General features: G+C 66.3%; 17 protein-coding genes. 6 read left to right on the top strand and 11 right to left on the bottom strand.

Annotation, left to right across the window (positions count from 1 at the left end):
* The 3 genes from AC04MI_RS08445 to AC04MI_RS08435 all read left to right on the top strand — a co-directional run.
* On the top strand, window positions 1-358 hold a 358-nt coding region (locus tag AC04MI_RS08445), incomplete at its 5' end, for an ABC transporter substrate-binding protein (RefSeq protein ID WP_476497594.1).
* A gap of 98 nt (window positions 359-456) precedes the next feature.
* Window positions 457-1341 carry a branched-chain amino acid ABC transporter permease gene (locus AC04MI_RS08440; RefSeq protein ID WP_476497593.1) on the top strand — a complete coding sequence of 295 codons (885 nt, stop codon included), beginning with the start codon at window positions 457-459 and terminating at the stop codon, window positions 1339-1341.
* A 12-nt stretch (window positions 1342-1353) separates the two neighbouring features.
* The gene (locus AC04MI_RS08435; protein ID WP_056061594.1) at window positions 1354-2355 is read left to right on the top strand and encodes a branched-chain amino acid ABC transporter permease; all 1002 of its coding nucleotides are present in this window, start codon (window positions 1354-1356) and stop codon (window positions 2353-2355) included.
* Window positions 2356-2411: 56 nt separating this feature from the next.
* On the opposite strand, the gene AC04MI_RS08430 is transcribed toward AC04MI_RS08435, so the two are convergent.
* Genes AC04MI_RS08430 through AC04MI_RS08420 form a run of 3 tightly spaced genes read right to left on the bottom strand, consistent with a single transcriptional unit; the run spans window position 2412 to window position 7409 of the window.
* The gene (locus tag AC04MI_RS08430) at window positions 2412-3581 is read right to left on the bottom strand and encodes a lipocalin-like domain-containing protein (RefSeq protein ID WP_436077972.1); all 1170 of its coding nucleotides are present in this window, start codon (window positions 3579-3581) and stop codon (window positions 2412-2414) included.
* A 20-nt stretch (window positions 3582-3601) separates the two neighbouring features.
* A complete protein-coding gene (locus tag AC04MI_RS08425; RefSeq protein ID WP_436077971.1) occupies window positions 3602-4693 on the bottom strand; it encodes a PLP-dependent cysteine synthase family protein in 1092 nt (363 codons plus the stop codon).
* A 40-nt stretch (window positions 4694-4733) separates the two neighbouring features.
* Complete coding sequence (locus tag AC04MI_RS08420; RefSeq protein WP_436077970.1) at window positions 4734-7409, bottom strand: FtsX-like permease family protein; 2676 nt, start codon at window positions 7407-7409, stop codon at window positions 4734-4736.
* A gap of 159 nt (window positions 7410-7568) precedes the next feature.
* Between AC04MI_RS08420 and AC04MI_RS08415 the strand changes: the two genes are divergently transcribed.
* Window positions 7569-7997, top strand: a complete 429-nt coding sequence (locus tag AC04MI_RS08415) for an Hsp20/alpha crystallin family protein (RefSeq protein ID WP_110959316.1) — start codon at window positions 7569-7571, stop codon at window positions 7995-7997.
* A gap of 36 nt (window positions 7998-8033) precedes the next feature.
* Here the strand turns inward: AC04MI_RS08415 and AC04MI_RS08410 are convergent, their stop codons facing one another.
* From AC04MI_RS08410 to AC04MI_RS08400, 3 genes are read right to left on the bottom strand one after another with little or no spacing between them, the layout of a single operon-like run.
* Window positions 8034-8684, bottom strand: a complete 651-nt coding sequence (locus tag AC04MI_RS08410; RefSeq protein ID WP_056743471.1) for an ABC transporter ATP-binding protein — start codon at window positions 8682-8684, stop codon at window positions 8034-8036.
* On the bottom strand, window positions 8681-9682 hold the full coding sequence (miaA, locus tag AC04MI_RS08405) for a tRNA (adenosine(37)-N6)-dimethylallyltransferase MiaA (RefSeq protein WP_476497591.1): 1002 nt from the start codon (window positions 9680-9682) through the stop codon (window positions 8681-8683). The genes AC04MI_RS08410 and miaA overlap by 4 nt, the downstream gene beginning before the upstream one ends.
* Entirely contained in the window at window positions 9669-10910 is a 1242-nt protein-coding gene (locus AC04MI_RS08400) for a multidrug effflux MFS transporter (protein ID WP_116749364.1), read from the bottom strand. The genes miaA and AC04MI_RS08400 overlap by 14 nt, the downstream gene beginning before the upstream one ends.
* 249 nt (window positions 10911-11159) lie before the next feature.
* Here AC04MI_RS08400 and AC04MI_RS08395 point away from each other — a divergent pair, with 249 nt between their 5' ends.
* The gene (locus AC04MI_RS08395) at window positions 11160-12542 is read left to right on the top strand and encodes a serine hydrolase domain-containing protein (protein WP_436077968.1); all 1383 of its coding nucleotides are present in this window, start codon (window positions 11160-11162) and stop codon (window positions 12540-12542) included.
* Between the two features lie 37 nt (window positions 12543-12579).
* Here AC04MI_RS08395 and AC04MI_RS08390 read toward each other — a convergent pair whose 3' ends face one another.
* From AC04MI_RS08390 to gdhA, 3 genes are all read right to left on the bottom strand, one after another.
* Window positions 12580-13413 carry an alpha/beta hydrolase gene (locus tag AC04MI_RS08390; RefSeq protein WP_476497590.1) on the bottom strand — a complete coding sequence of 278 codons (834 nt, stop codon included), beginning with the start codon at window positions 13411-13413 and terminating at the stop codon, window positions 12580-12582.
* Window positions 13414-13537: 124 nt separating this feature from the next.
* Window positions 13538-14671, bottom strand: coding sequence for a PilT/PilU family type 4a pilus ATPase (locus AC04MI_RS08385; protein WP_436077966.1), 1134 nt, complete (start codon window positions 14669-14671; stop codon window positions 13538-13540).
* Window positions 14672-14823: 152 nt separating this feature from the next.
* A complete protein-coding gene (gdhA, locus tag AC04MI_RS08380; protein ID WP_436077965.1) occupies window positions 14824-16167 on the bottom strand; it encodes an NADP-specific glutamate dehydrogenase in 1344 nt (447 codons plus the stop codon).
* Window positions 16168-16443: 276 nt separating this feature from the next.
* Here gdhA and AC04MI_RS08375 point away from each other — a divergent pair, with 276 nt between their 5' ends.
* The gene (locus tag AC04MI_RS08375) at window positions 16444-17607 is read left to right on the top strand and encodes a glycerophosphodiester phosphodiesterase (RefSeq protein ID WP_099729753.1); all 1164 of its coding nucleotides are present in this window, start codon (window positions 16444-16446) and stop codon (window positions 17605-17607) included.
* Between the two features lie 87 nt (window positions 17608-17694).
* On the opposite strand, the gene AC04MI_RS08370 is transcribed toward AC04MI_RS08375, so the two are convergent.
* Together AC04MI_RS08370 and mutL are read right to left on the bottom strand one after the other, a co-directional pair.
* Window positions 17695-18381, bottom strand: coding sequence for a hypothetical protein (locus AC04MI_RS08370; RefSeq protein WP_056061620.1), 687 nt, complete (start codon window positions 18379-18381; stop codon window positions 17695-17697).
* A gap of 67 nt (window positions 18382-18448) precedes the next feature.
* Window positions 18449-20536: a DNA mismatch repair endonuclease MutL gene (mutL, locus tag AC04MI_RS08365; protein WP_436077964.1), complete on the bottom strand. Its 2088-nt coding sequence runs from the start codon at window positions 20534-20536 to the stop codon at window positions 18449-18451.
* Window positions 20537-20581: the final 45 nt, after the last annotated feature.

Below are 20581 nucleotides of genomic sequence, written 5' to 3'. Positions count from 1 at the left end.
GAACGACGAGACCCGCAAGTTCTCGGCCCGTTTCTTCGAGAAGACCAAGCGCATGCCGACCGAAATCCAGGCGGCTGATTACTCGGCCACCATGAACTACCTCAAGGCCGTGGAAGCCGCCAAGTCGGTGGACGCCGACAAGGTCATGACCACATGGCGCGGCATGAAGATGAACGACTTCTTCGGCTCGGGCCAGCTGCGCGCCGACGGCCGTTACGTACACGACATGTACCTGATGGAAGTGAAGAAGCCTGCAGAGTCCACCAAGCCCTGGGACTACTACAAGCTGATCAAGAAGCTGCCTGGTGACTCCGTGTTCACCACCAAGGCCGAGAGCAAGTGCCCGCTCTGGAAGTAAACCCCTGAGAGGGCCCACGCCGGCCTGGCTGTCCCAGCGGGACGCCGGTCCCGGTGTGGCCCTCTGACCTGAACTCTCTCCACCTGCTGCTGCCTCCCATGGAAATCTTTGGTGTCTCACTGCCCGGCCTGTTGAGCCAGCTCCTTCTGGGGCTGGTCAACGGATCGTTCTACGCAATCCTCAGCCTGGGGCTGGCTGTGATCTTTGGCCTGCTCAACGTCATCAACTTTGCGCACGGTGCACTGTTCATGACCGGGGCATTGCTGACATGGATGGCSATGAACTACTTCRRCRTCAACTACTGGKTSATGCTGGTGSTGGCGCCGSTCWTSGTSGGSCTGTTCGGSGTGCTGATCGAGCGSYTGCTGCTGCGCTGGATCTACAAGCTMGAYCACCTKTACGGSCTSYTGCTCACGCTGGGCCTSACSCTGCTGATCGAAGGCGTGTTCCGCTCCATCTATGGCGTGTCGGGCCTGGGCTACGACACTCCCGAGCTGCTGGAAGGCGCGACCAACCTCGGCTTCATGATCATGCCCAATTACCGTGCGTGGGTGGTGGTGGCCTCGGTGGTGGTGTGCATCGGCACCTGGTACGTGATCGAAAAAACCAAGCTGGGCGCCTATCTGCGCGCCGGTACTGAAAACCCGCGCCTGGTGGAAGCCTTCGGCATCAACGTGCCGGTGATGGTGACCCTGACCTACGCCTTTGGTGCCGCACTGGCTGCTTTTGCCGGTGTGCTGGCCGCCCCCGTGTACCAGGTCACGCCGCTCATGGGCCAGAACCTGATCATCGTGGTGTTTGCCGTGGTGGTGATTGGCGGCATGGGCTCCATCATGGGCTCCATCTTGACCGGGCTGGGCCTGGGAGTGATCGAAGGTTTCACCAAGGTGTTCTACCCCGAAGCGTCTTCCACCGTGGTGTTTGTCATCATGGTCATCGTTCTTCTCATTCGCCCCGCCGGCCTGTTCGGCAAAGAAAAATAAGGGGCTGCCAGCATGAATTCCAAGAACACCGCCACCATTGGTTACGGCCTGCTGTTGCTGGCCCTCATTGCCGCGCCTTTTCTCGGCGCCTATCCCGTCTTCGTGATGAAGCTCATGTGCTTTGCACTGTTTGCTTCCGCGTTCAACCTGCTGCTCGGTTACACCGGCCTGCTGTCTTTTGGCCATGCGGCCTTCCTCGGTGGCGCCGCCTATGTGGCTGGCCACGCCATCAAGGTGTGGGGCCTGACGCCTGAAGTGGGTCTGCTGCTCGGCACCGCCGGTGGCGCGCTGCTGGGCCTGCTGTTTGGCTGGCTGGCCATTCGCCGCCAGGGCATTTACTTCTCCATGATCACATTGGCGCTGGCGCAGATGCTGTTCTTTGCCTGTCTCCAAGCCCCCTTCACGGGTGGTGAGGACGGCTTGCAGGGTGTGCCGCGCGGTAAGCTGTTTGGCTTGATCGATCTGCAAAGCGACCTCGTCATGTACTACGTCGCGCTGGTCATCGTGGTCGCGGCCTTCTTGCTGATCGTGCGCACCATCCACTCGCCGTTTGGCCAGGTGCTCAAGGGCATCAAGGAGAACGAGCCCCGCGCCATCTCGCTGGGCTATGACACGCACCGCTTCAAGCTGCTGGCCTTTGTGTTGTCGGCGGCTCTGGCGGGCCTGGCAGGCTCTCTCAAGACCCTTGTTCTCGGCTTTGCCACGCTGTCCGATGTGCACTGGACCGCGTCGGGTCAGGTCATCCTGATGACGCTGGTAGGCGGCCTGGGCACGCTGTCGGGCCCGCTCATTGGCTCGGCCGTGGTGGTGCTGCTGGAGAACAAGATCGGTGAATTCGGCAACCTGTTGGCCGCCTTGACCAGCGTGGAATGGTTCAAGACCCTGGGCGAATCCGTCACCATGGTCACGGGCCTGATTTTCGTGATCTGCGTGCTGGCTTTCCGCCGCGGCATCATGGGCGAGATCATTGCCTGGCTGGCGCAGCGCCGCGCAGGCAGCTCCGCCAAGCATTGAAGATGTGACACCGCCCGATCTGGCGGTATCTTTCTGRCATCAAGCCGCTGCTGCTTTTACAGGCGCAGCGGCTTTGCGTATCCAGTCATCTCCAGGTAGCCCCTACCTATAGGTTGGCCTCTGGCGCTCATCAGGTCAGACAGGCCTTCCCAATAGATCGCCCCCGTTGATCCGCTGCTGTCCAGCTCCTGGCTTTCCAGCAGCGCGTTCACTTCAAAGCTGCCTGCGGGCGTTTCCACCTGCCACTGCACCGGGTAGCGCGCGCCACTGCGCGGGCTGGTCCACCACCGCAAGGGGGTGAACGTCACAGACTGCGCCCCAAACACCTGCACCGGCTGCCCTGGCGCTCGCCACGATCCTCCCGCCCACAACGCAGTGCCATCAGCCCGCCGCAGGCGAAAGGCTGTGAGCGCGCTGCCGTCGTGCAGGTTCATGCCGATCCAGTCCCACCCCTGGGCGTCAGGGTGCAGCAGTGCCTCGCTCCACTCGTGGTCCATCCAGGCGCGGCCGGTGTCGGGCGTCACCGCCATGCGTTTGTTGCCCACCTGCAAGGTGCCGCTGACGGCCAACTGTGGCTGGCTGTAGTAGTAACTGGCCTGCTCGGCGTCCGGCCCCTTGCGGGACAGCCCCTGCTGCCCCTGGAGCAGCAAGGGCTGGGTGCTGTCAAACACCAGGTCCAGCCCAAACTCGCTGCCCACGATGTGTGTGGTGTAGCGGCTGGCCGTAAAGTCCAGATTTCCTCGTGCGGTGTCGCTGCGCTCCAGCGTCCAGTCCTGCAGGCGGATTCGGGTGTCGGCCTCACTGGCCTGCGCCACCCCAAAACCAGCACGCGCAATGCGCTGGTCATGCACCAGCCGCTGCCCGCGCACATCGGTGATGGCGGCGTGCGCAAACAGCAGGTGTTTGGCCGCAAAGGCCGACTGCAGCTGTTGCGTCGCATCGACCCGCGAGCGAAAGAATGTGATCTGAAAGCCCCACGGTTGTCCCTGCGCTTGCACATGGCCGGTGATGTACCACCACTCGGTACGCAGCTCCGGGTGGCTGCCGTGGTCACGGGGAAAGCTCAACGCCCGTGCAGGCAATGCATGCGCTGTCTCGGGCAACCACCCTGCAGCACCTACGGCTGCCAGGCCCACGGGCATCTGCGTTACCAGCCACTGGCGTCGGGTGGCCAGAGGGCCGCTCGGTTGCGTCAAGAAGCCTGGAGGCAAAGCAGAAAAGGGCATGGTGCGGAGGGGAGCGGGCGTCAGCCGATCTGTGCGTCTATCTTCTGCTGTGCGGCTGAGCAGTCGCCAAACATGCGGTCCACCCATTCGGTGTCGAAATACGTGGGCAAGTACCGTTCGCCCGCATCGCACAGCAGCGACAGGATGGAGCCGCGCTCGCCACGCTCGCGCATCTCGCTGGCCAGCGTGAGCATGGCCACAAAGTTGGTGCCCGTGGACGGGCCCACGCGCCGCCCCAGCAACTGCGACAGCGTACGCATGGCGGCGATGGACTCGCAGTCCGCCACATCCACCATGCGGTCCACCAGCGTGCGGATAAAGCTTGGCTCCACCCGTGGACGCCCAATGCCTTCAATGCGGGATCCTGGCGCCGTCAGCTGTGCATTGCCCGTGCGGTGGTAAGCACTGAACACCGACCCCGCCGGGTCGGCCACACACACCTGCGTGGCATGGCGCTGGTAGCGCACATAGCGGCCAATGGTGGCGCTGGTGCCGCCCGTGCCCGCGCCCACCACGATCCAGCGCGGCACAGGGTGCGGCTCGCGCGCCATCTGCGTGAACATGCTCTCTGCAATGTTGTTGTTGCCGCGCCAGTCGGTGGCCCGCTCGGCATACGTGAACTGGTCCATGTAGTGGCCGCCGGTTTCCCCGGCAATCTTGCGGGCCGCGTCATACACCGCGCCCGCACTGTCCACAAAGTGGCAACGCCCGCCATGAAATTCGATCTGCGCCACTTTCTCGGGTGACGTGCTGCGCGGCATCACCGCCACAAACGGCAACCCCAGCAGCCGGGCAAAGTAAGCCTCGCTCACCGCTGTGGAGCCGCTGGACGACTCGACGATGGTCGAGCCCTCATGCACCCAGCCATTGCACAGCGCATACAAAAACAGTGACCGCGCCAGCCGGTGCTTCAGGCTGCCCGTGGGGTGGGTGGATTCGTCCTTGAGGTACAGGTCAATGCCGTGCGCGGCAAACGCGGGCAGGCGCAGCGGGATCAGGTGGGTGTCAGCGCTGCGCTGGTAGTCTGCTTCGATGCGGGCGATGGCTTCGTGGAGCCAGGGGGCGCGATCTTGAGGGTGGCAAGGTCCGGAGGTGTTCGGTTGGAAAGACATAGTTGAATTGTCGCGGTGTTCCATGGGGTAGCTCGTATCTTCACCAATCCTCCTTCACCGCCATCACCGCATCACGCCCTGCCGCCGCCCGGCCCGCCAGCCATGCGGTGACCGTGCCCGACACAACAACGGCAGCACACAGCCCCAGCAACCTCCAACCCGGCACCGCCAAATCCATCGTCCAGTGAAAACTCTGCGGGTTGACCACGTGCACCAGCACCACGGACACGGCCAGCCCCAGCAGCACGCCCGCCGCTGCACCCACCGCCGTCCACGCGGCCCCTTCGCCCGCCACCACGGTCAGGATCTGGCGCCGCGTGAGGCCCAGGTGGGCGAGCAGGCCAAACTCCTTGCGCCGTGCCAGCACCTGGGCGCTGAAGCTGGCGGCCACGCCGAACAGGCCGATGCCGATGGCGACGGCCTGCAGCCAGTAGGTAACGGCGAAGCTGCGGTCGAAGATGCGCAGCGAGCGCTCGCGGATGGTGGCGGCGGAGCTGAATTCCACCAGGGCCTCGTTGCCGTCGCCCGTGGTGGCGCCCGCCGCAGTGGAGAGCTGGCGGCCGGCTTGGGTCGCAGCGAGCGCGCGGATGGACGCCTGCAAGGCCGACAGGTCAGTGCCCTCGCTGGGCCACAGGGCCAGGTCGCTGGTGCGGGCGTCGCCGGTCAGGCGCAGCCACACAGCGCGGTCCATCACCACGGCGCCGGTTTGCCGGGCATAGTCACGCCAGATGCCTGCTATGTAAAAGATAGCTGCTGGCGCATGATTCTCTAGCGCTTGGGGGCTAAAAGCCTTGGAAAATGCAGGCCACTCCATGCCGGGGCGCAGGCCGTACAGGTCCACCACGGCCTCGCTGATGTACACGCCGGTGCGGCCGGGGGGCACGGGTAGGGCCTCGCCCACCAGCGGCAGGGTCTGCGCCGGCTCATCGCCCAGGGGGCGGCTCAGCACCGTGAGGGCGGGCAGCGTGGGGGACAGCTGCAGTGGGCTGGCGCGCAGGGGCTGCACGCGGTCCAACCCTGGCAACTGGCCCACCGCTTCGGCAAAGCCTGCGGGCAGCAACGCGGCCTCACCGCCGCCCGTGCCGCCCGCACTGAGGGCCGAGCGCACGTACAGCGGCGACGGCAGCACCGCGTCCAGCCACTGTGTGACCGAGCCGCGAAAGCTGGACACCATCACCGTCAGCGCAACGGCCAGGCTGAGGGATGCGACCACGCCGCCCACCGCGATGGCAGCGCTGCCCCGCATGCGCCGCGCGCGCTCCAGCGCCAGCAGTGGCAGCGCATGGCGTGCGGCCAGGGGCTGCAGCCATGCCAGCAACCGCGCCATGCCCCAGGGCAACAGGGCGATGCCACCCACCAGTAGCAGGGCAATGGCGACGTACGCGGCCAGTGGAATGCCAAATACGGGTGGAGCGCTAGTCAAAATTGCCCCGGCAGCTATCAAAACGATACCAACAGTGCCCTTGTCCGCCTGGCTGGCTGCGGCGCCAAGGCCCTTCAGGGTCTGGGCCGGGGGCAGGGTCTGCGCGGCGCGTGCGGGCCACCAGCCACCCGCCAAGGCGGCCGCCACGCCCAGTGCGCCGTACACCAGGGCGGCGGGGGCGCTCCATTGCAGCGCGGGCCGCACGCCCGCAAAGTAGCCACCGCCCAGGTCGCCGCCCAGAAGTTGCAGCGCTGTGGCAGCCAGCGCGGTGCCCAGCGTTATGCCCAGCACGCTGCCCAGCAGGCCCAGCGCTGCCGACTCTGCCAGCACCAGTGCCAGCCGCTGGCGCGGCGTGGCGCCCAGCACGGCCAGCAGCGCAAACTGCGGCCCGCGCTGCGCCACGCTGAGGGCCAGCACCGAGAACACCAGAAACGCCCCGGTGAACAGTGCCACCAGCGCCAGCACCGTCAGGTTGACCCGGTAGGCGCGCGACAGGTTGCTGATGCGCTGGGTGGCATCGCCGGGCTGCGCCAGCACCAGGTTGGCAGGCCAGCCGGGCTGCGCGCGCAGTGTGGTCTCCCACGCAGTGCGGTCGGTGCCGGGCTGCAGTTGCAGGTCGATGCGGGTGATTGCGCCTGCGCGGCCAAACAGGTCTTGTGCAGCGCCAATGTCCATCACGGCCAGCGGCGCGCCGCCGGCGGTCACGGTGCCTGCCACCTGCACCATGAGCGCCTGTTGCAAACCCACCTGCAGCGTGAGGCGGGGCAGGGGCGACGATGGTGCTGGAGCGGTGGCAGAAAGCCCCAGTGCCTGCAGCGCTGCCGTGTTGAGGAACACCGTGGCGGGTGCGAAGAGGGCGAACCGGTCGGCGCTGTCCCAGAGGCGCGGCACCAGCGCCGGGGCCATGGTGGGCAGCAGCAGTGCATCGGCGCCCAGCACGCGGATGGGCGTGCGAAGGGACTGATCTTTGGCACCCGCGGCTGTATCTGCCTGCGCTACGGCCGACAGCTCCAGCAGCGGGCTGGCGCGGGCCACTTGTGGGTCGGTGGCGAGGCGTTCGTACAGCGCCTCGGGCAGGCTGCCTTGCATGGCGCGCAGCTCCAGGTCGGGCTGGCCGTTGACGGCGCGCACCGCCTGCGAGAACTCGTCCAGCGCCGACGCATTGATCACATGCACCGCAAACGCCAGCGCCACACCCAGCATCACGGCCGCCACCGCTGCGGCGCTGCGCCAGGGGTGGTGGCGCAGGTCTTGCCAGGAGAAGGTGCGGAGCAGGGCGAGCATGGCCAGCATTGTGGCCGCAGGCGTTGGGAGCCTGGGTTTTTGACGCACATCAACCTTGCATTTCAACCCCCTTGAAGCCGCGATACCGCAGGCCTATCTTGGAGTCAGGGCCCGCCCTCCTGCGCTGGCTCAGTTGTCTGTTTCAACCCCTTTTCAGGAGCCCAAACCATGAACTCTCTCGTGACCCGCGGCAGTCTGTTTGACGACTTTTTCAAGGACATTGCCCCCGGCTTTTACGTGCGTCCGCTGCATGGCGACAACCTGCCTTCGCCCAGCCAGATCAAGGTGGATGTGAAGGAAACCGAAAGCGGCTACACGGTGCAGGCCGAAGTGCCCGGCGTGGCCAAGGAGGACATCCATGTCTCGCTCGAAGGCAATGTGGTGAGCCTGCGCGCCGAGGTGCGCCAGCACGATGAAAAGCGCGAGGGCGAAAAGGTGCTGCGCAGCGAGCGCTACTTTGGCGCCGTGGCGCGCAGCTTTCAGCTGCCTGCCGATGTGGACGCCGCACAGGCCAAGGCCAAGTACGACAACGGCGTGCTGACGCTGACCCTGCCCAAGAAGGTGAACAAGGCGGCGCAGCGCCTGAACATCGAGTAAGAGCCCGCAGCCGCTTTGGCTGCAATGGGGCTCTGCCTAACCGGCGATGCCGCTGGCCGTGAGGCGCAGCACCCGGTCGGCCCGCGCCGCAGCAGCGTCGGAATGGGTGACCAGCACCAGCGATGCGCCGTGCTCGCGCGTCTGCGCCAGCAGCAGGTCCATCACGCGCGTGGCGGTGGTGGGATCGAGGTTGCCGGTGGGCTCGTCGGCCAGCAGCAGGGCGGGGCGGTGTACCAGTGCGCGGGCGATGGCCACGCGCTGCAGTTGGCCGCCGCTGAGCTGCTGCGGCAGCCGTGCGCTGAAGGCCTCCAGGCCCACAGCGGCCAGCATGTGCTGCACCCGGGCCGCGTCGGTTTGGCCCAGCAGCATCAGCGGCAGGGCCACGTTCTGTGCCACGTCCAGGTGCGGCAGCACGTGGAAGGCCTGGAACACAAAGCCCACATGCGCACGGCGCCACAGCGCACGGGCGGTGTCGTCGAGCTGGCCCAGGTCGGTGGTGCCGTGGGTGATGCTGCCGGTGTCCCAGGTATCCAGCCCCGCCAGGCAGTTGAGCAGGGTGGACTTGCCCACGCCCGAATCGCCCACGATGGCCACAAACTCGCCGGGTGCCACGGCGACCTGCACGTTGGCGAACACCGGCGTGCTGCCGTAGTGCTTGCCCAGGTTCTCCACACGCAGCAGCGTCATGGCGTGGGCTGCTCCAGGCGCTGCAGCACGGCCTGCACCAGCGTGGCCACGGCATGGGGCTGGTCGCAGGCGATGGCGTGGCGCTGCGGCATGCTGCGCAGCCAGGTGATCTGGCGCTTGGCCAGTTGCCGTGTGGCGGCAATGCCGCGTTCGCGCAGGAAGGCCGTGTTCAACGGGGTGCCCGCAGGACGGCTGGCCTGGAAGTCGAGTTCTTCCCACACCTGCCGGTAGCCTACGCAGCGCATGGAGGGCAGGTCGGGGTGCAGGTCGCCGCGTGCGCGCAGGGCCGCCACCTCATCAATGAATCCTCCGGCCAGCATGGTGTCGAAACGCTGGGCGATGCGCTCATGCAGCCAGGCCCGGTTGTCGGGTTCTAAGGAAAAAAGCGCACTGGCGCCGGTGTTGTTTGTGTTGTCTGCTACTTTTTTGATAGTGTGAAAGCTCGACAACGGCTGGCCCGAGACATGCCAAACCTCCAGCGCACGTTGAATGCGCTGGCTGTCGCCGGGGGCCAGGCGCGCGGCCGTCACKGGGTCCACACGCGCCAGCTCGGCATGCAGGGCAGGCCAGCCCTGCTCGGCCGCCTGGGCTTCGATCTTGGCGCGCACCTCGGGGTCGGCGGCGGGCATGKCGTCRATGCCRTCRAACAGSGCCTTGAARTASAGCATGGTGCCGCCCACCAGCARYGGCAGKGCGCCGCGCGCGCGGATCTCGSCGATGAGCCGGGTGGCGTCCTGCACAAACTCGGCGGCGCTGTAGGCCTGCAGCGGATCGMGGATGTCGATSAGGTGGTGCGGCACGGCGGCGCGCTCGKCGGGCGTGGGCTTGGCGGTGCCAATGTCCATGCCCCGGTACACCAGGGCCGARTCCACGCTGATGATCTCGACCGGCCGGCCCTGTTTGCCCAGCACGGCGGCCAGCGCCAGTGCGCCGGCGGTCTTGCCCGACGCCGTGGGGCCCGCCAGAGCGATGGTGGGGAGGGTGTCAGGCGTGCTCACGGGGCGCTCCAAACTTCTGCACCAGCGTCCACGAGATCACGGCTAGCACCACCGACCAGAACCAGATCCCGTTAACCAGAGGCCACACCGTGCCATCGAGCCGCAGGCCCAGCCAGCCGCCAATGGCAAAGGCCGCCAGCATCATCATGAAACCGTTGAGTGCGGATGCGACGCCTGCCGCCTTGGGGAAAGGTCCTACGGCGCCACTTTGCCCGCAGGGCTGGTGGATGCCGTGCGCCACCATGAACAGGTAGAACGGTAGCGTCAGTGCCCAGGGGTGGTGCCAGCCCATCCAGGCCACCAGCGCCATCAGCGTGCCGCCGCTGGCGCTCAAGGCCCCGGCAATGGCCACCGTGCGCTGCAGGCCAAAACGTGCCAGCAGAGCGCGGCACACAAAGGTGCCCGCAAAGTAGGCCACGCAGGCAGACGCCATGACCCAGCCATACATGGTGCGCGTGAGGCCCAGCACGTCGATGTAGACGAACGAGGACGACGCCAGAAAGGTGAACAGCCCGCCATAGGTGGCCGTGGTCTGCAGCGAAAACGCCCAGAAGGTGGGGCTGCGCAACACCTGTTGCCAGGTACCCACCAGCGCACGGGGCTGCAGCGCTTGGGGGTTGCGGTGGGCCAGGGTCTCGGGCAAGCGCAATGCCACCAGCGCCAGCGTGACCACGGCATAAACCGTGAGAGCCAGCAGCGCAGCGCGCCAGCCCAGCCATTCGCTCAGCAGGCCACCCATGGGCGCGCAGATGCAGGCCACGATGCCCAGCCCCGTGAGCGCCTTGGACATGGCGCGGGCGCCCTCCAGCGGCGTATACAGGTCGCGCACGATGGCGCGCGCGCACATCACCACGGCACCCATGGCAGCACCCTGGGCGATGCGCCACAGAATCAGCAGGCCCATGGTCGGCGCAAAGGCGCTGCCCAGCGAGGCCACGGTGTAGATGGTCAGGCCCGCCAGCAGGATGGGGCGGCGGCCAAAGCGGTCAGACAGAGGGCCCCACACCATCTGAGAACAACCAAACGCCAGCAGCAGCCCGCTGAGCGTGAGCTGCGCCGCCGCCATGGGCGCGCCCAGGCTGCGGGTGAGCGCGGGCAGCGCGGGCAAGTACAGGTCGGTGGTGACGGGCTGGATGGACAGCAACAGGGCCAGTACCAGAATGGCCAGGCCGGGTTGGACAGAGACAGGGGCGGCCGCAGACGCTGCGGTGGCGGAGGGGGCAGACATATCTGTCTGAGCGTACCAGAAGGGGTGGGCGCGCTGCAGGCAGGGCGGTGGACCCAGGCGGTGAGAACTTGCGCAAATTTATGTATGACAAAGGTCGCGCGGGTGACATCCTGCCTTGCGCGGGGCGCAGCACCATGGTGGGGCGGTGGCTGGCAGCCCGTCATGCCTTGGACGCTGTTCTGAGGGACGCTTCGCCCGGATGCTGCACCAAGCAACACAACACAACACAACACCACAAGGAGACAAGCCATGGACAAGACTCCCAGCGCCTCTGCGGCGCAAACCACTCACCCTTTGCATCCTGCGCAGCCCCGGCGTTCTTGCGCATTCCCCGCCGCGCTGTGGCGGGCAGCCTGCGCTGCGGCGGCACTGGGTGTGGCCTTTGCGGCCCCAGCCCAGGCGCAGGCCCCGGCGCTACCAGCGCCAGAGACCGTGACGCTGGACAAGCTGGGCTACATGAGCACCTTCCCACCCGAAGGGGCGCAGCGTGTGGACCTGAGCAACTCGTACAAATACCCGCAGCTGCGCTGGGCCGTGCAGCACCTGCGCGAGCTGCAGCCGACACGCAATATCCGCCGGGGCGGTGCCGCACCATCTGCGTTGCCGGCCGACCCGCGACCATTGGGCGCAGTGGCATTCGATGACGACAAGGGCCAGCCCATCACGGTGGACCAATGGTTCACCCGCACCTACACCGATGCGCTGGTGGTGATGCACAAGGGCCGCGTGGTGTACGAGCGCTACGACAACCAGATGAAGCCCTACTCGCCGCATCTGCTGTTCTCGGTCACCAAGTCGTTCACCGGGCTCATGGCGGCGCAGCTGGCGCACGAGGGCAAGATCGACCCCGAGGCACTGGTGACCAAATACGTACCCGAGCTGGCGGAGTCTGCCTGGGGCGACATGAAGGTGCGCGATGTGATGGACATGACGGGCGCCGTGCGCTTCCGCGAGGTCTACACCGACCCCACCACCGAGATTTTTGGCTACAGCTGGTCCAGCAGCCTGCTGCCGCGTCCGCCCGGTTACCAGGGGCCGACCAATGTCTACGACTTCCTCAAGACGCTCAAGAAGGAAGGCGAACACGGCGCAGGTTTTGTATACCGCACCGTGCATTCTGAGGTGCTGGGCTGGATCGTGTCGCGCGCTACCGGCAAACACTGGGCCGAGCTCATGAGCGACAACATCTGGCAAAAGCTGGGCACCGAGGAAGACGCCCATGTGATGGTGGACAGCGTGGGCACGCCCCTGCAGGGCGCAGGCCTCAACGCCACGGCGCGCGACCTGGCGCGGTTTGGCGAGATGCTGCGCCTGGGCGGCAGCTTCAACGGCCAGAAGATTTTTGACAAGGCCGTGATCGACGACACCGCCAAGGGCGGCGACCGAGAGAAGTTCAAGATGGGGGGCATGGCCTTTCGGCCGGGCTACAGCTACCGCAACCAGTGGTGGGTGCTGCACAACGCCGACGGCGCCTACGAGGCCGCCGGCATCCACGGCCAGTTCATCCATGTGAACCCGGCTGCCGAGATGGTGGTGATCAAACTGTCGTCGCACCCCGTGGCGGGGGCAGGCTTTACCCACCCGCTCACCCTCAAGGCCTGGGCGGCACTGGCGCAGGCGGTGCGCCGCTGAGACAGCGCGGCTGACTCGTCGCGGCGAGCCGCTGCGCTTACTTCAGGTGAAACAGCGAGGCCACGGCCTCGCGGTATTGTCGTCGGCCCACAGAGTTGGTGTTGTGGTGCGAGCCACCYTCCACCAGCACAAACTGCTTGGGCTCCCGCGCTGCCTCATACAACTGGCGGCCTAGCGCGGGGCGGATCAGGCTGTCGKCGSTGCCATGCACCACCAGCAGCGGCGMGCCGATCTCGGCCACCTTGCGGATGGATTCGAACCGCTGCGTGATAAGGGGCGACACCGGCAGCCAGCCCCACTTGAAGGTGCTGACCACGTCGGGGATGCTGGTGAAGGTGCCTTCGACGATGGTGCCCTTTTCATCCGGTACCTGGCGCGCCAGGTCGATCGCAATGGCGCCGCCCAGCGAGTGGCCGAAGATGTAGCGCGGCTTGTCCGGGTGCTGCTCGGCCAGCCAGTTCCAGGCGGCGCGGGCGTCCTCGGCGGCGGTGGCCTCGGAAGGCAGGCCTGCGCTGCTGCGCCCAAAGCCCCGGTAGTCGATGGCCAGCACCGAAAAGCCCAGCTCCTGCATGCGCCGGATGCGGCCTGACGAGCCCGCCACGTTCCAGCGCGCGCCGTGCAGGTACAGCAGCACCGGCGCGCCGGCCTGGGTGTGGGGCAGCCACAGCCCGTGCAGGCGCTCGGCCTTGCCGCTGGCGTCGGAGGCGAACTCGATCCAGACGTCCTGCATGCCTTCGGTGGACGGCGCGCCGCCCCAGCTGCGGTCGCTGGGCTGGAAGATCCATTCGCGCTGCTTGGCGTCAAGGGTGGCGCAACCCACGCTCACGGCCACCACCAGCCCCAGGGATGCAAGAAGAGGGATTCGTTTCATCGTCCGACTGATTCTGGCGCAGGTACAAAAGTTCGGTGAGGATCAAGCACGGGAGCCGGTGGCTTGCAGTGGTAGAGCAGACGATACCCCTGGCGCCGTTCCGGCGCTGGCGCCAGCACGCCGTTCACGACAGCCGCGAGGCCGACTGCATGGGCGAGGAGGTATCGATGGAAAGCTCTCCTGCATCCTGCGTGGTCACGCCGGCCGCCAGGCGCACGCGCAGCGCCAGGTCGGTGCGCGAGTCCGCGTTGTGCAGGGCCTCGTCCAGCGAGATACGGCCGTTGGTGTAGAGCTGGTACAGCGCCTGGTCAAAGGTGCACATGCCGATCTCGGTGCTGTGGCCCATGGCCTCCTTGATGCCCGAAAACTCGCCCTTGGCGATCAGGTCGGCGATGTAAGGCGAGTTGAGCATCACCTCCACCGCAGGCACCAGCTTTTCGTGCAGGCCGGGGATCAGGCGCTGCGAGATCACGCCGGCCAGGTTCAGGCTCAGGTCCATCAGCAGCTGGTGGTGGGCGTCTTCGGGGAAGAAATTGATGACCCGCTCCATGGCCTGGTTGGCGTTGTTGGCGTGCAGGGTGGACAGGCACAGGTGGCCGGTCTCGGCATAGGCAATGGCCTGCTTCATGGTGTTGCGGTCGCGGATCTCGCCGATCATGATCACGTCCGGCGCCTCGCGCAGCGCGTTCTTCAGGGCCTCTTCGTACGACTGCGTGTCGATGCCCACCTCGCGCTGGTCCACCACCGAGCGCTTGTGCGCGTGCAAAAACTCCAGTGGGTCTTCGATGGTGAGGATGTGGCCCGTGACGTTCTCGTTACGGTAGTTGATCATCGACGCCAGCGTGGTCGATTTGCCCGAGCCCGTGGCCCCGGTCACCAGCACCAGGCCACGCTTGCGCAGCACCAGCTTTTCCAGCACCGGGGGCAGGCCCAGCGCGGCCAGCGGCGGGATCTTGTTCTTGATGTAGCGCACCACCATGCCGGTTTCGCCGCGCTGCACGAACACGTTGACCCGAAAGCGCCCCAGGTTCTCGGCCGAGATCGACAGGTTCATCTCCTGCTTGGCCTCGAACTCGCCGATCTGCTTTTCGTTCATCACCGCGTAGGCCAGCTGCTTGACCTGGCCGGGCAGCAAGGCGGGCATCTTCAACGGGTGCGTGACCCCTTCGATCTTGAGATTGACCGGCGCACCGACACTGAAAAAGAGGTCCGAGCCTCCTTTTTCGACCATGACGTTCAAGAAGCTGAAGATTTCCACGGCGGACTCCCGAAAGTGTGCGTATTGGTTTCCAAGTGCAGCATAGCCTGCACTGCGCTGTGCGCCAAAAACAAAGGGGCCGAAGCCCCAGTGATTTGCTGCGTGAACAGGCTCTTGGAACGCAAACACGTTCCAAGGCCCGGCCCTCCCCCTTACACCACGCCCTGCGCCAGCATGGCGTCGGCCACCTTCACAAAGCCGGCGATGTTGGCGCCGTCGATGTAGCTCACGCTGCCATCGGCGCGCTTGCCGTAGTGCAGGCAGGCTGCGTGGATGCCCTGCATGATCTGCAGCAGTCGGGCGTCCACCTCCTCGCGGGGCCAGGACAGGCGGGCGGCGTTCTGGCTCATCTCCAGGCCGGATGTGGCCACGCCGCCTGCGTTGCTGGCCTTGCCGGGGGCGTACAGCACGCCTGCGGCCTCAAAGGCCTTGGCGGCCTCGATGGTCGAGGGCATGTTGGCGCCCTCGGCCAAGCAGAGCACGCCGTTCTGGATCAACGTTTTCGCGTCGTTCTCGTCCAGCTCGTTTTGCGTGGCGCAGGGCAGGGCCACGTCCACCTTCACATGCCAGGGGCGGACACCGGCTTCAAACTTCACACCCGTGCGGGCGGCGTAGTCGCTCACGCGGCCGTAGAGGTGGTTCTTCACATCCATCAGGATGGCGAGCTTTTCGGGAGTGAAGCCATCCTCGTCCACCACGGTGCCGCTGGAGTCCGACACCGTCACCACCTTGGCGCCCAGCTCCATCGCCTTTTGCACGGCGTATTGCGCCACGTTGCCCGAGCCGGACACCGACACGCGCAGGCCGTCGAACGAACGGCCTCGGGTCTTGAGCATTTCCTGCGCAAAGTACACCGTGCCGTAGCCTGTGGCTTCAGGGCGGATCAGCGAGCCGCCGAACGACAGGCCCTTGCCGGTGAACACACTGGCCGCGTTGTTGGCCAGCTTTTTGTACATGCCCGCCATGAAGCCCACCTCGCGGCCGCCCACGCCGATGTCGCCGGCGGGCACATCGGTGTCGGGGCCCACATGGCGGTACAGCTCGGTCACGAATGCCTGGCAAAAGCGCATGACTTCGCCAGGGCTCTTGCCCTTGGGGTCGAAATCGGAACCGCCCTTGCCACCACCCATGGGTAGCGTGGTCAGTGCGTTCTTGAAGGTCTGCTCAAACGCCAGGAACTTGAGCACCGACAGGTTGACCGACGGATGAAAACGCAGGCCGCCTTTGTACGGGCCGATCGCCATGCTGTGCTGGATGCGGTAGCCCCGGTTGACCTGCACGCCGCCATGGTCGTCCACCCAGGACACGCGGAACATCACGATGCGCTCGGGCTCCACCAGCCGCTCCAGCAGACCATGCTCGGCATAGCGCGGGTGCTGCGCGATGAACGGCCAGAGGCTTTCCATCACTTCGGTGACGGCTTGCAGGAATTCCGGCTGGCCGGGGTTGCGGAGCGCCACGTGGGAAAGGAAGCTCTCGGCGGTCGCGTGTTTCATGGTTCAAAAGGCTTTCAGCATCAAAAGGTCAACAACGTCAAAGATCGCTAACGCACCGGTTTGGCGCACTGCAACATCGAATTATGTTCAAAAGTTATACGTTCATGCCGATGCCTATGCACAATGGTGGGGAATGTGGCCGAGATATTTGCCACATATTGGTGCGGTTGGTGTGTGGTGCGGCCGTCATGCGTTTGCAAAATGGACGTCATGGTCTTGTCACATGCCGACCCCACAGTTCGGCGGTTCTACCAACAACATAGCGAGGAGAAGAGCATGCACATCACTGGTGTGAAATGGGGAGCGCTGGCCATGGTGGCCACGCTGGCAGCCTGCGGCGGCAGCGACAACTATCCGTACCCCACCCTGAACGGCGACAAGCCCCTGGTGATCGGCCACCGGGGCACGGCGGGCTACCGGCCCGACCACACGCTGGAGGGCTACAAGCTGGCCATCGACATGGGCGCCGACTTCATCGAGCCCGACCTGGTTGCCACCAAGGACGGTGTGCTGGTTGCCCGCCATGAGCCCAACATCACGGGCACCACGGATGTCTCCACCCGCGCCGAGTTTGCGGGCCGCAAGACCAAGAAAGTGGTCGATGGCGTAGAGGAGGAAGGCTGGTTTGTCACCGACTTCACCCTGGCCGAACTCAAGACCCTGCGCGCCATCCAGCCTCTGTCGGACCGCGACCAGTCGTACAACGGCAAGTTCCAGATCCCCACCTTTGAAGAAGTGCTGGACCTGGCCAAGACCGAAGGCGCCAAGGCCGGCCGCACGGTTGGCGTGTACCCCGAGACCAAGCACCCCACCTACCACGTCAAGCAAGGCCTGCCGCTGGAAGACCGCCTGCTGGCCATCCTGGCCAAGTACGGCTACACCTCCAAGAGCTCGCCCGTCATCATCCAGTCGTTCGAGGTTTCCAACCTCAAGTACCTGCGCACCAAGACCCAGGTGCGCCTGGTGCAGCTGGTGGACGCAGACGATGTGAACCCCGATGGCACCATGTCGCTGGTGGCCCCGTACGACAAGCCCTATGACTTTGCCGTGGCCGGTGACTCGCGCACCTTCGCCAGCCTGCTGACCCCCGCAGGCCTCAAGGAAGTCAAGACCTATGCCGACGGCATTGGCCCCTGGAAGCCGTACCTGATCCCCTCCAAGCAAGTGGATGCCAACAAGGACGGCAAGGCCGACGACCTGAATGGCGACGGCAAGATCGACGAGCGCGACCGCGTGATGATGGCGCCCACCGACGTGGTGAAGAACGCCCACGCCGAAGGCCTGTTCGTGCACGCTTACACCTTCCGCAACGAAGCCAAGCGCCTGGCCTCGGACTTCAAGGGCGACCCCAAGGCCGAGTACAAGTTGTTCTTCAACCTGGGTGTGGACGGCGTGTTCAGCGACTTTACCGACACCGCCAAGGCTGCGCGGGACAACTGACCGCGACATCGGCCGTGACAGTGCGGCGTGCCGAACGCCCACAAAAAAGCCCGCATGCGCGGGCTTTTTTTATGCATTGCGCTTGTGTCAGAACCCCAGCGCAAACCCCAGGCTCAACAAGGTGCGACCTTGCTGGCGGCCCACGGTAGCGTCAAGCTGCTTGCCTGGCGCCCACTCCCAACGTGCACCCGTCTGAAAGGTAGGGGCGCTGCCCCGGGTGCCAAAGGCCTCCAGGTGCGGCGTGATGGCACCCCAGCTGCGTTCCACCGATGCGCCCCAGGTGGCGCGCCAGGACTGGCCGCGCTCGCGCTGGCTGCCCAGGTTGGCATTGACCACGCCCCAGGTCGCGGCGCAGGTGCCGATGAGATTGAGCGCGACCACGCTGCCTGCGCTCTGCCCGGCACCTTGGCGCCGGTGCACGACGCCGGCGCTGCTGCCGGCATTGCAGCCTTGTTCTTGCGCGGGGCTCCACAGCCACTTGGCCTGCACGCCTTGCAAGGTATGGCGCTCGTTGCGGTCACGTGCCAACACGGCGCCCAACTCCAGTCCGGCCATGGGAGTGAAGGCAGGGGCCATGTACACCGTGCCGGGCTGGCCGCGCTGGCCCTCCCACCACACTTCGACGTGACCATGGCCCACCTCGTCCACGCCCGCATCGTCCACGGTCAGGGGGCGCCCGGCGTGGGCGGACCAGGCCACGCACAGGGTGGTAGTGGCTGCCAGCATGCGCGATGCGGTGGCGTGGGTGGTACGGTGGTAGCGGTGCTGGGTCATGGAGGGCGGTGGGCAATGGCTGGAGGAAAGGGCTCTGGCTATGTCGCGGGCGGGGAAGTGCCCACCGCTACCGACCGCGCAGGAACAGCGCATCCAGCTCCTTCATGCTCAACTGCCGCCAGGTGGGGCGGCCGTGGTTGCACTGGTCGGAGCGGTCGGTGGTTTCCATCTGGCGCAGCAGGGCGTTCATCTCGTCGATGGTGAGCTTGCGGTTGGCCCGCACGGCACCGTGGCAGGCCATGGTGCCCAGGATTTCATTGCGGGCGCGTTGCACCACGGTGGTGGCGTCGTGGGCGGCCAGCTCGGCCAGCACGCTGCGGGCCAGCTCTACCGGGTCGCCCTGCGCCAACGTGGTGGGCACGGCGCGCACGGCCAGCGTCTTGGGCGAGAAGGGCACCACCTCCAGGCCCAGCGTGGCCAGCACGTCGGCAGACTCTTCGGCCGTGGCGACTTCCTGCGGCGTGGCGGCGAAGGTGGCGGGGATCAGCAAGGGCTGGCTGGCAATGCGCGCGCCACTGTCCACCTGGGCCTTCAGGCGTTCGTAGACGATGCGCTCGTGGGCGGCATGCATGTCCACCACCACCATGCCCTGGGCGTTTTCGGCCAGGATGTACACGCCGTGCAACTGGGCCACGGCCTTGCCCAGGGGCCAGGCGGTTTCGTTGCCATCGCGGCCCACGGGCCAGGCCATGGGTGGGTTGCTGGCCAGGGGCTCGGTGGGGGAGCCTGCAACCGGAGCGGCCGTCTGTACTGAAGGCGCACCGTCCCAGGGCGTGGCAGATGCATGGGATGCGGCAGGCGTTGCCCATGTTGCGGGCGCATCTGCCTGGGCTGAGGGCGCCCACAAACCGCCCATGGCCGCGCCCGATGCGGGGTCTGCCACGGGGCTGGCAGGCGTCGCACTGCGCGGCCCCCACAGAACCTGCAGGTCTTCCACACGGTGACCACGTTCTTCAAATTTGATAGCGGCCTGGGCATTCCACACCGGCGCTTGGGGCGTCTGGGGCTTGAAATGCTCCCCATCACCGGCTGCGGAGGGGTTGGGTGCCGCCGCAGCCGCTGCCAATGCGGCCGCCCGTGGCGCAGCCAGTGCGTTTTCCACCGCATGGCGTACGGCCTGGTGCACCTCGCGGCTGTCGCGAAAGCGCACCTCGATCTTGGTGGGGTGCACGTTCACGTCCACACGCGCCGGGTCGATCTCGACATACAGCGCATAAATGGGCTGCTTGTGCCCGTGCAGCACGTCCTCGTAGGCGCTGCGGGCGGCGTGCGTGAGGACCTTGTCGCGCACGAAGCGGCCGTTGACGTAGCAATACTGGTGGTCGGGCCGCGAGCGCGCCGCGTCGGGCAGGCCTGCGCGGCCGGTGACGGTGACCGGGCCCACGCGGTGCTGCACGGCGACCGACTGGGTGACGAAGTCTTCGCCCAGCACGTCCGACAGGCGGCGGGCCAGCGCGTCATGGGCGTCCTGCGGATCACCCTGGCCCGGCACAAAGGTGGCGCGCCACTGCTCCACCAGCTTGCCTTCGTGCCAGATGGCAAAGCCCACGTCGGGCCGTGCCAGTGCGTGGCGGCGCACGGATTCAATGCAGTGCGCCAGCTCGGTGGCGTCGGTTTTCAAGAACTTGCGGCGCGCGGGCGTGGAGAAGAACAGTTCCTTCACCTCCACCGTGGTGCCGGTGCTGCGCGCGGCGGGGCGCAGCTCACCACTGCGGGCGTCCAGCAAGAAGGCGCTGGCCTGTGCGGCCGGGCGCGAGAGCAGGGCCATCTCCGACACCGAGGCAATTGCCGCCAGTGCCTCGCCCCGAAAGCCCATGGTGGCAACGGTCTCCAGGTCGTTCAGGTTGGTGATCTTGCTGGTGGCGTGGCGGCGCAGGGCCACAGGCAGCTCTTCTTTAGGGATGCCGCCGCCATCGTCCTCCACGGTGATCAGCCGCACGCCACCGGCCGACAGGCGCACGGTGATCTGCGTGGCACCCGCATCGAGCGCGTTGTCCACCAGCTCGCGCACCACCGAAGCGGGGCGCTCCACCACTTCACCCGCAGCAATCTGGCTGATGAGTTCATCGGGCAGATCGCGGATGGGGCGGCGCGTGGTGGTGGGGGGGCTGGAGGCGGGCTGCGCCGCTGCGAGGAAGGGGGTGGTGTCGTTCACCCACCGGATTTTAGGGCGGGGGCTGCGCAGGGGTATCGGGCTGGG

The sequence above is a fragment of the Acidovorax sp. LjRoot204 genome, from assembly GCF_056175785.1.
Note: the sequence above shows the minus strand (reverse complement) of the source record. Positions and strands in the feature narration are given on the sequence as shown.

What these genes read in the sequence shown, in the direction of transcription:
- AC04MI_RS08435 (WP_056061594.1), top strand. Translation starts at nt 1,354, where the DNA reads ATGAATTCCAAGAACACCGCCACCATTGGTTACGGCCTGCTGTTGCTG.
- AC04MI_RS08430 (WP_436077972.1), bottom strand. Translation starts at nt 3,581, where the DNA reads ATGCCCTTTTCTGCTTTGCCTCCAGGCTTCTTGACGCAACCGAGCGGC.
- AC04MI_RS08425 (WP_436077971.1), bottom strand. Translation starts at nt 4,693, where the DNA reads ATGTCTTTCCAACCGAACACCTCCGGACCTTGCCACCCTCAAGATCGC.
- AC04MI_RS08420 (WP_436077970.1), bottom strand. Translation starts at nt 7,409, where the DNA reads ATGCTGGCCATGCTCGCCCTGCTCCGCACCTTCTCCTGGCAAGACCTG.
- AC04MI_RS08415 (WP_110959316.1), top strand. Translation starts at nt 7,569, where the DNA reads ATGAACTCTCTCGTGACCCGCGGCAGTCTGTTTGACGACTTTTTCAAG.
- AC04MI_RS08410 (WP_056743471.1), bottom strand. Translation starts at nt 8,684, where the DNA reads ATGACGCTGCTGCGTGTGGAGAACCTGGGCAAGCACTACGGCAGCACG.
- AC04MI_RS08400 (WP_116749364.1), bottom strand. Translation starts at nt 10,910, where the DNA reads ATGTCTGCCCCCTCCGCCACCGCAGCGTCTGCGGCCGCCCCTGTCTCT.
- AC04MI_RS08395 (WP_436077968.1), top strand. Translation starts at nt 11,160, where the DNA reads ATGGACAAGACTCCCAGCGCCTCTGCGGCGCAAACCACTCACCCTTTG.
- gdhA (WP_436077965.1), bottom strand. Translation starts at nt 16,167, where the DNA reads ATGAAACACGCGACCGCCGAGAGCTTCCTTTCCCACGTGGCGCTCCGC.
- AC04MI_RS08375 (WP_099729753.1), top strand. Translation starts at nt 16,444, where the DNA reads ATGCACATCACTGGTGTGAAATGGGGAGCGCTGGCCATGGTGGCCACG.
- AC04MI_RS08370 (WP_056061620.1), bottom strand. Translation starts at nt 18,381, where the DNA reads ATGACCCAGCACCGCTACCACCGTACCACCCACGCCACCGCATCGCGC.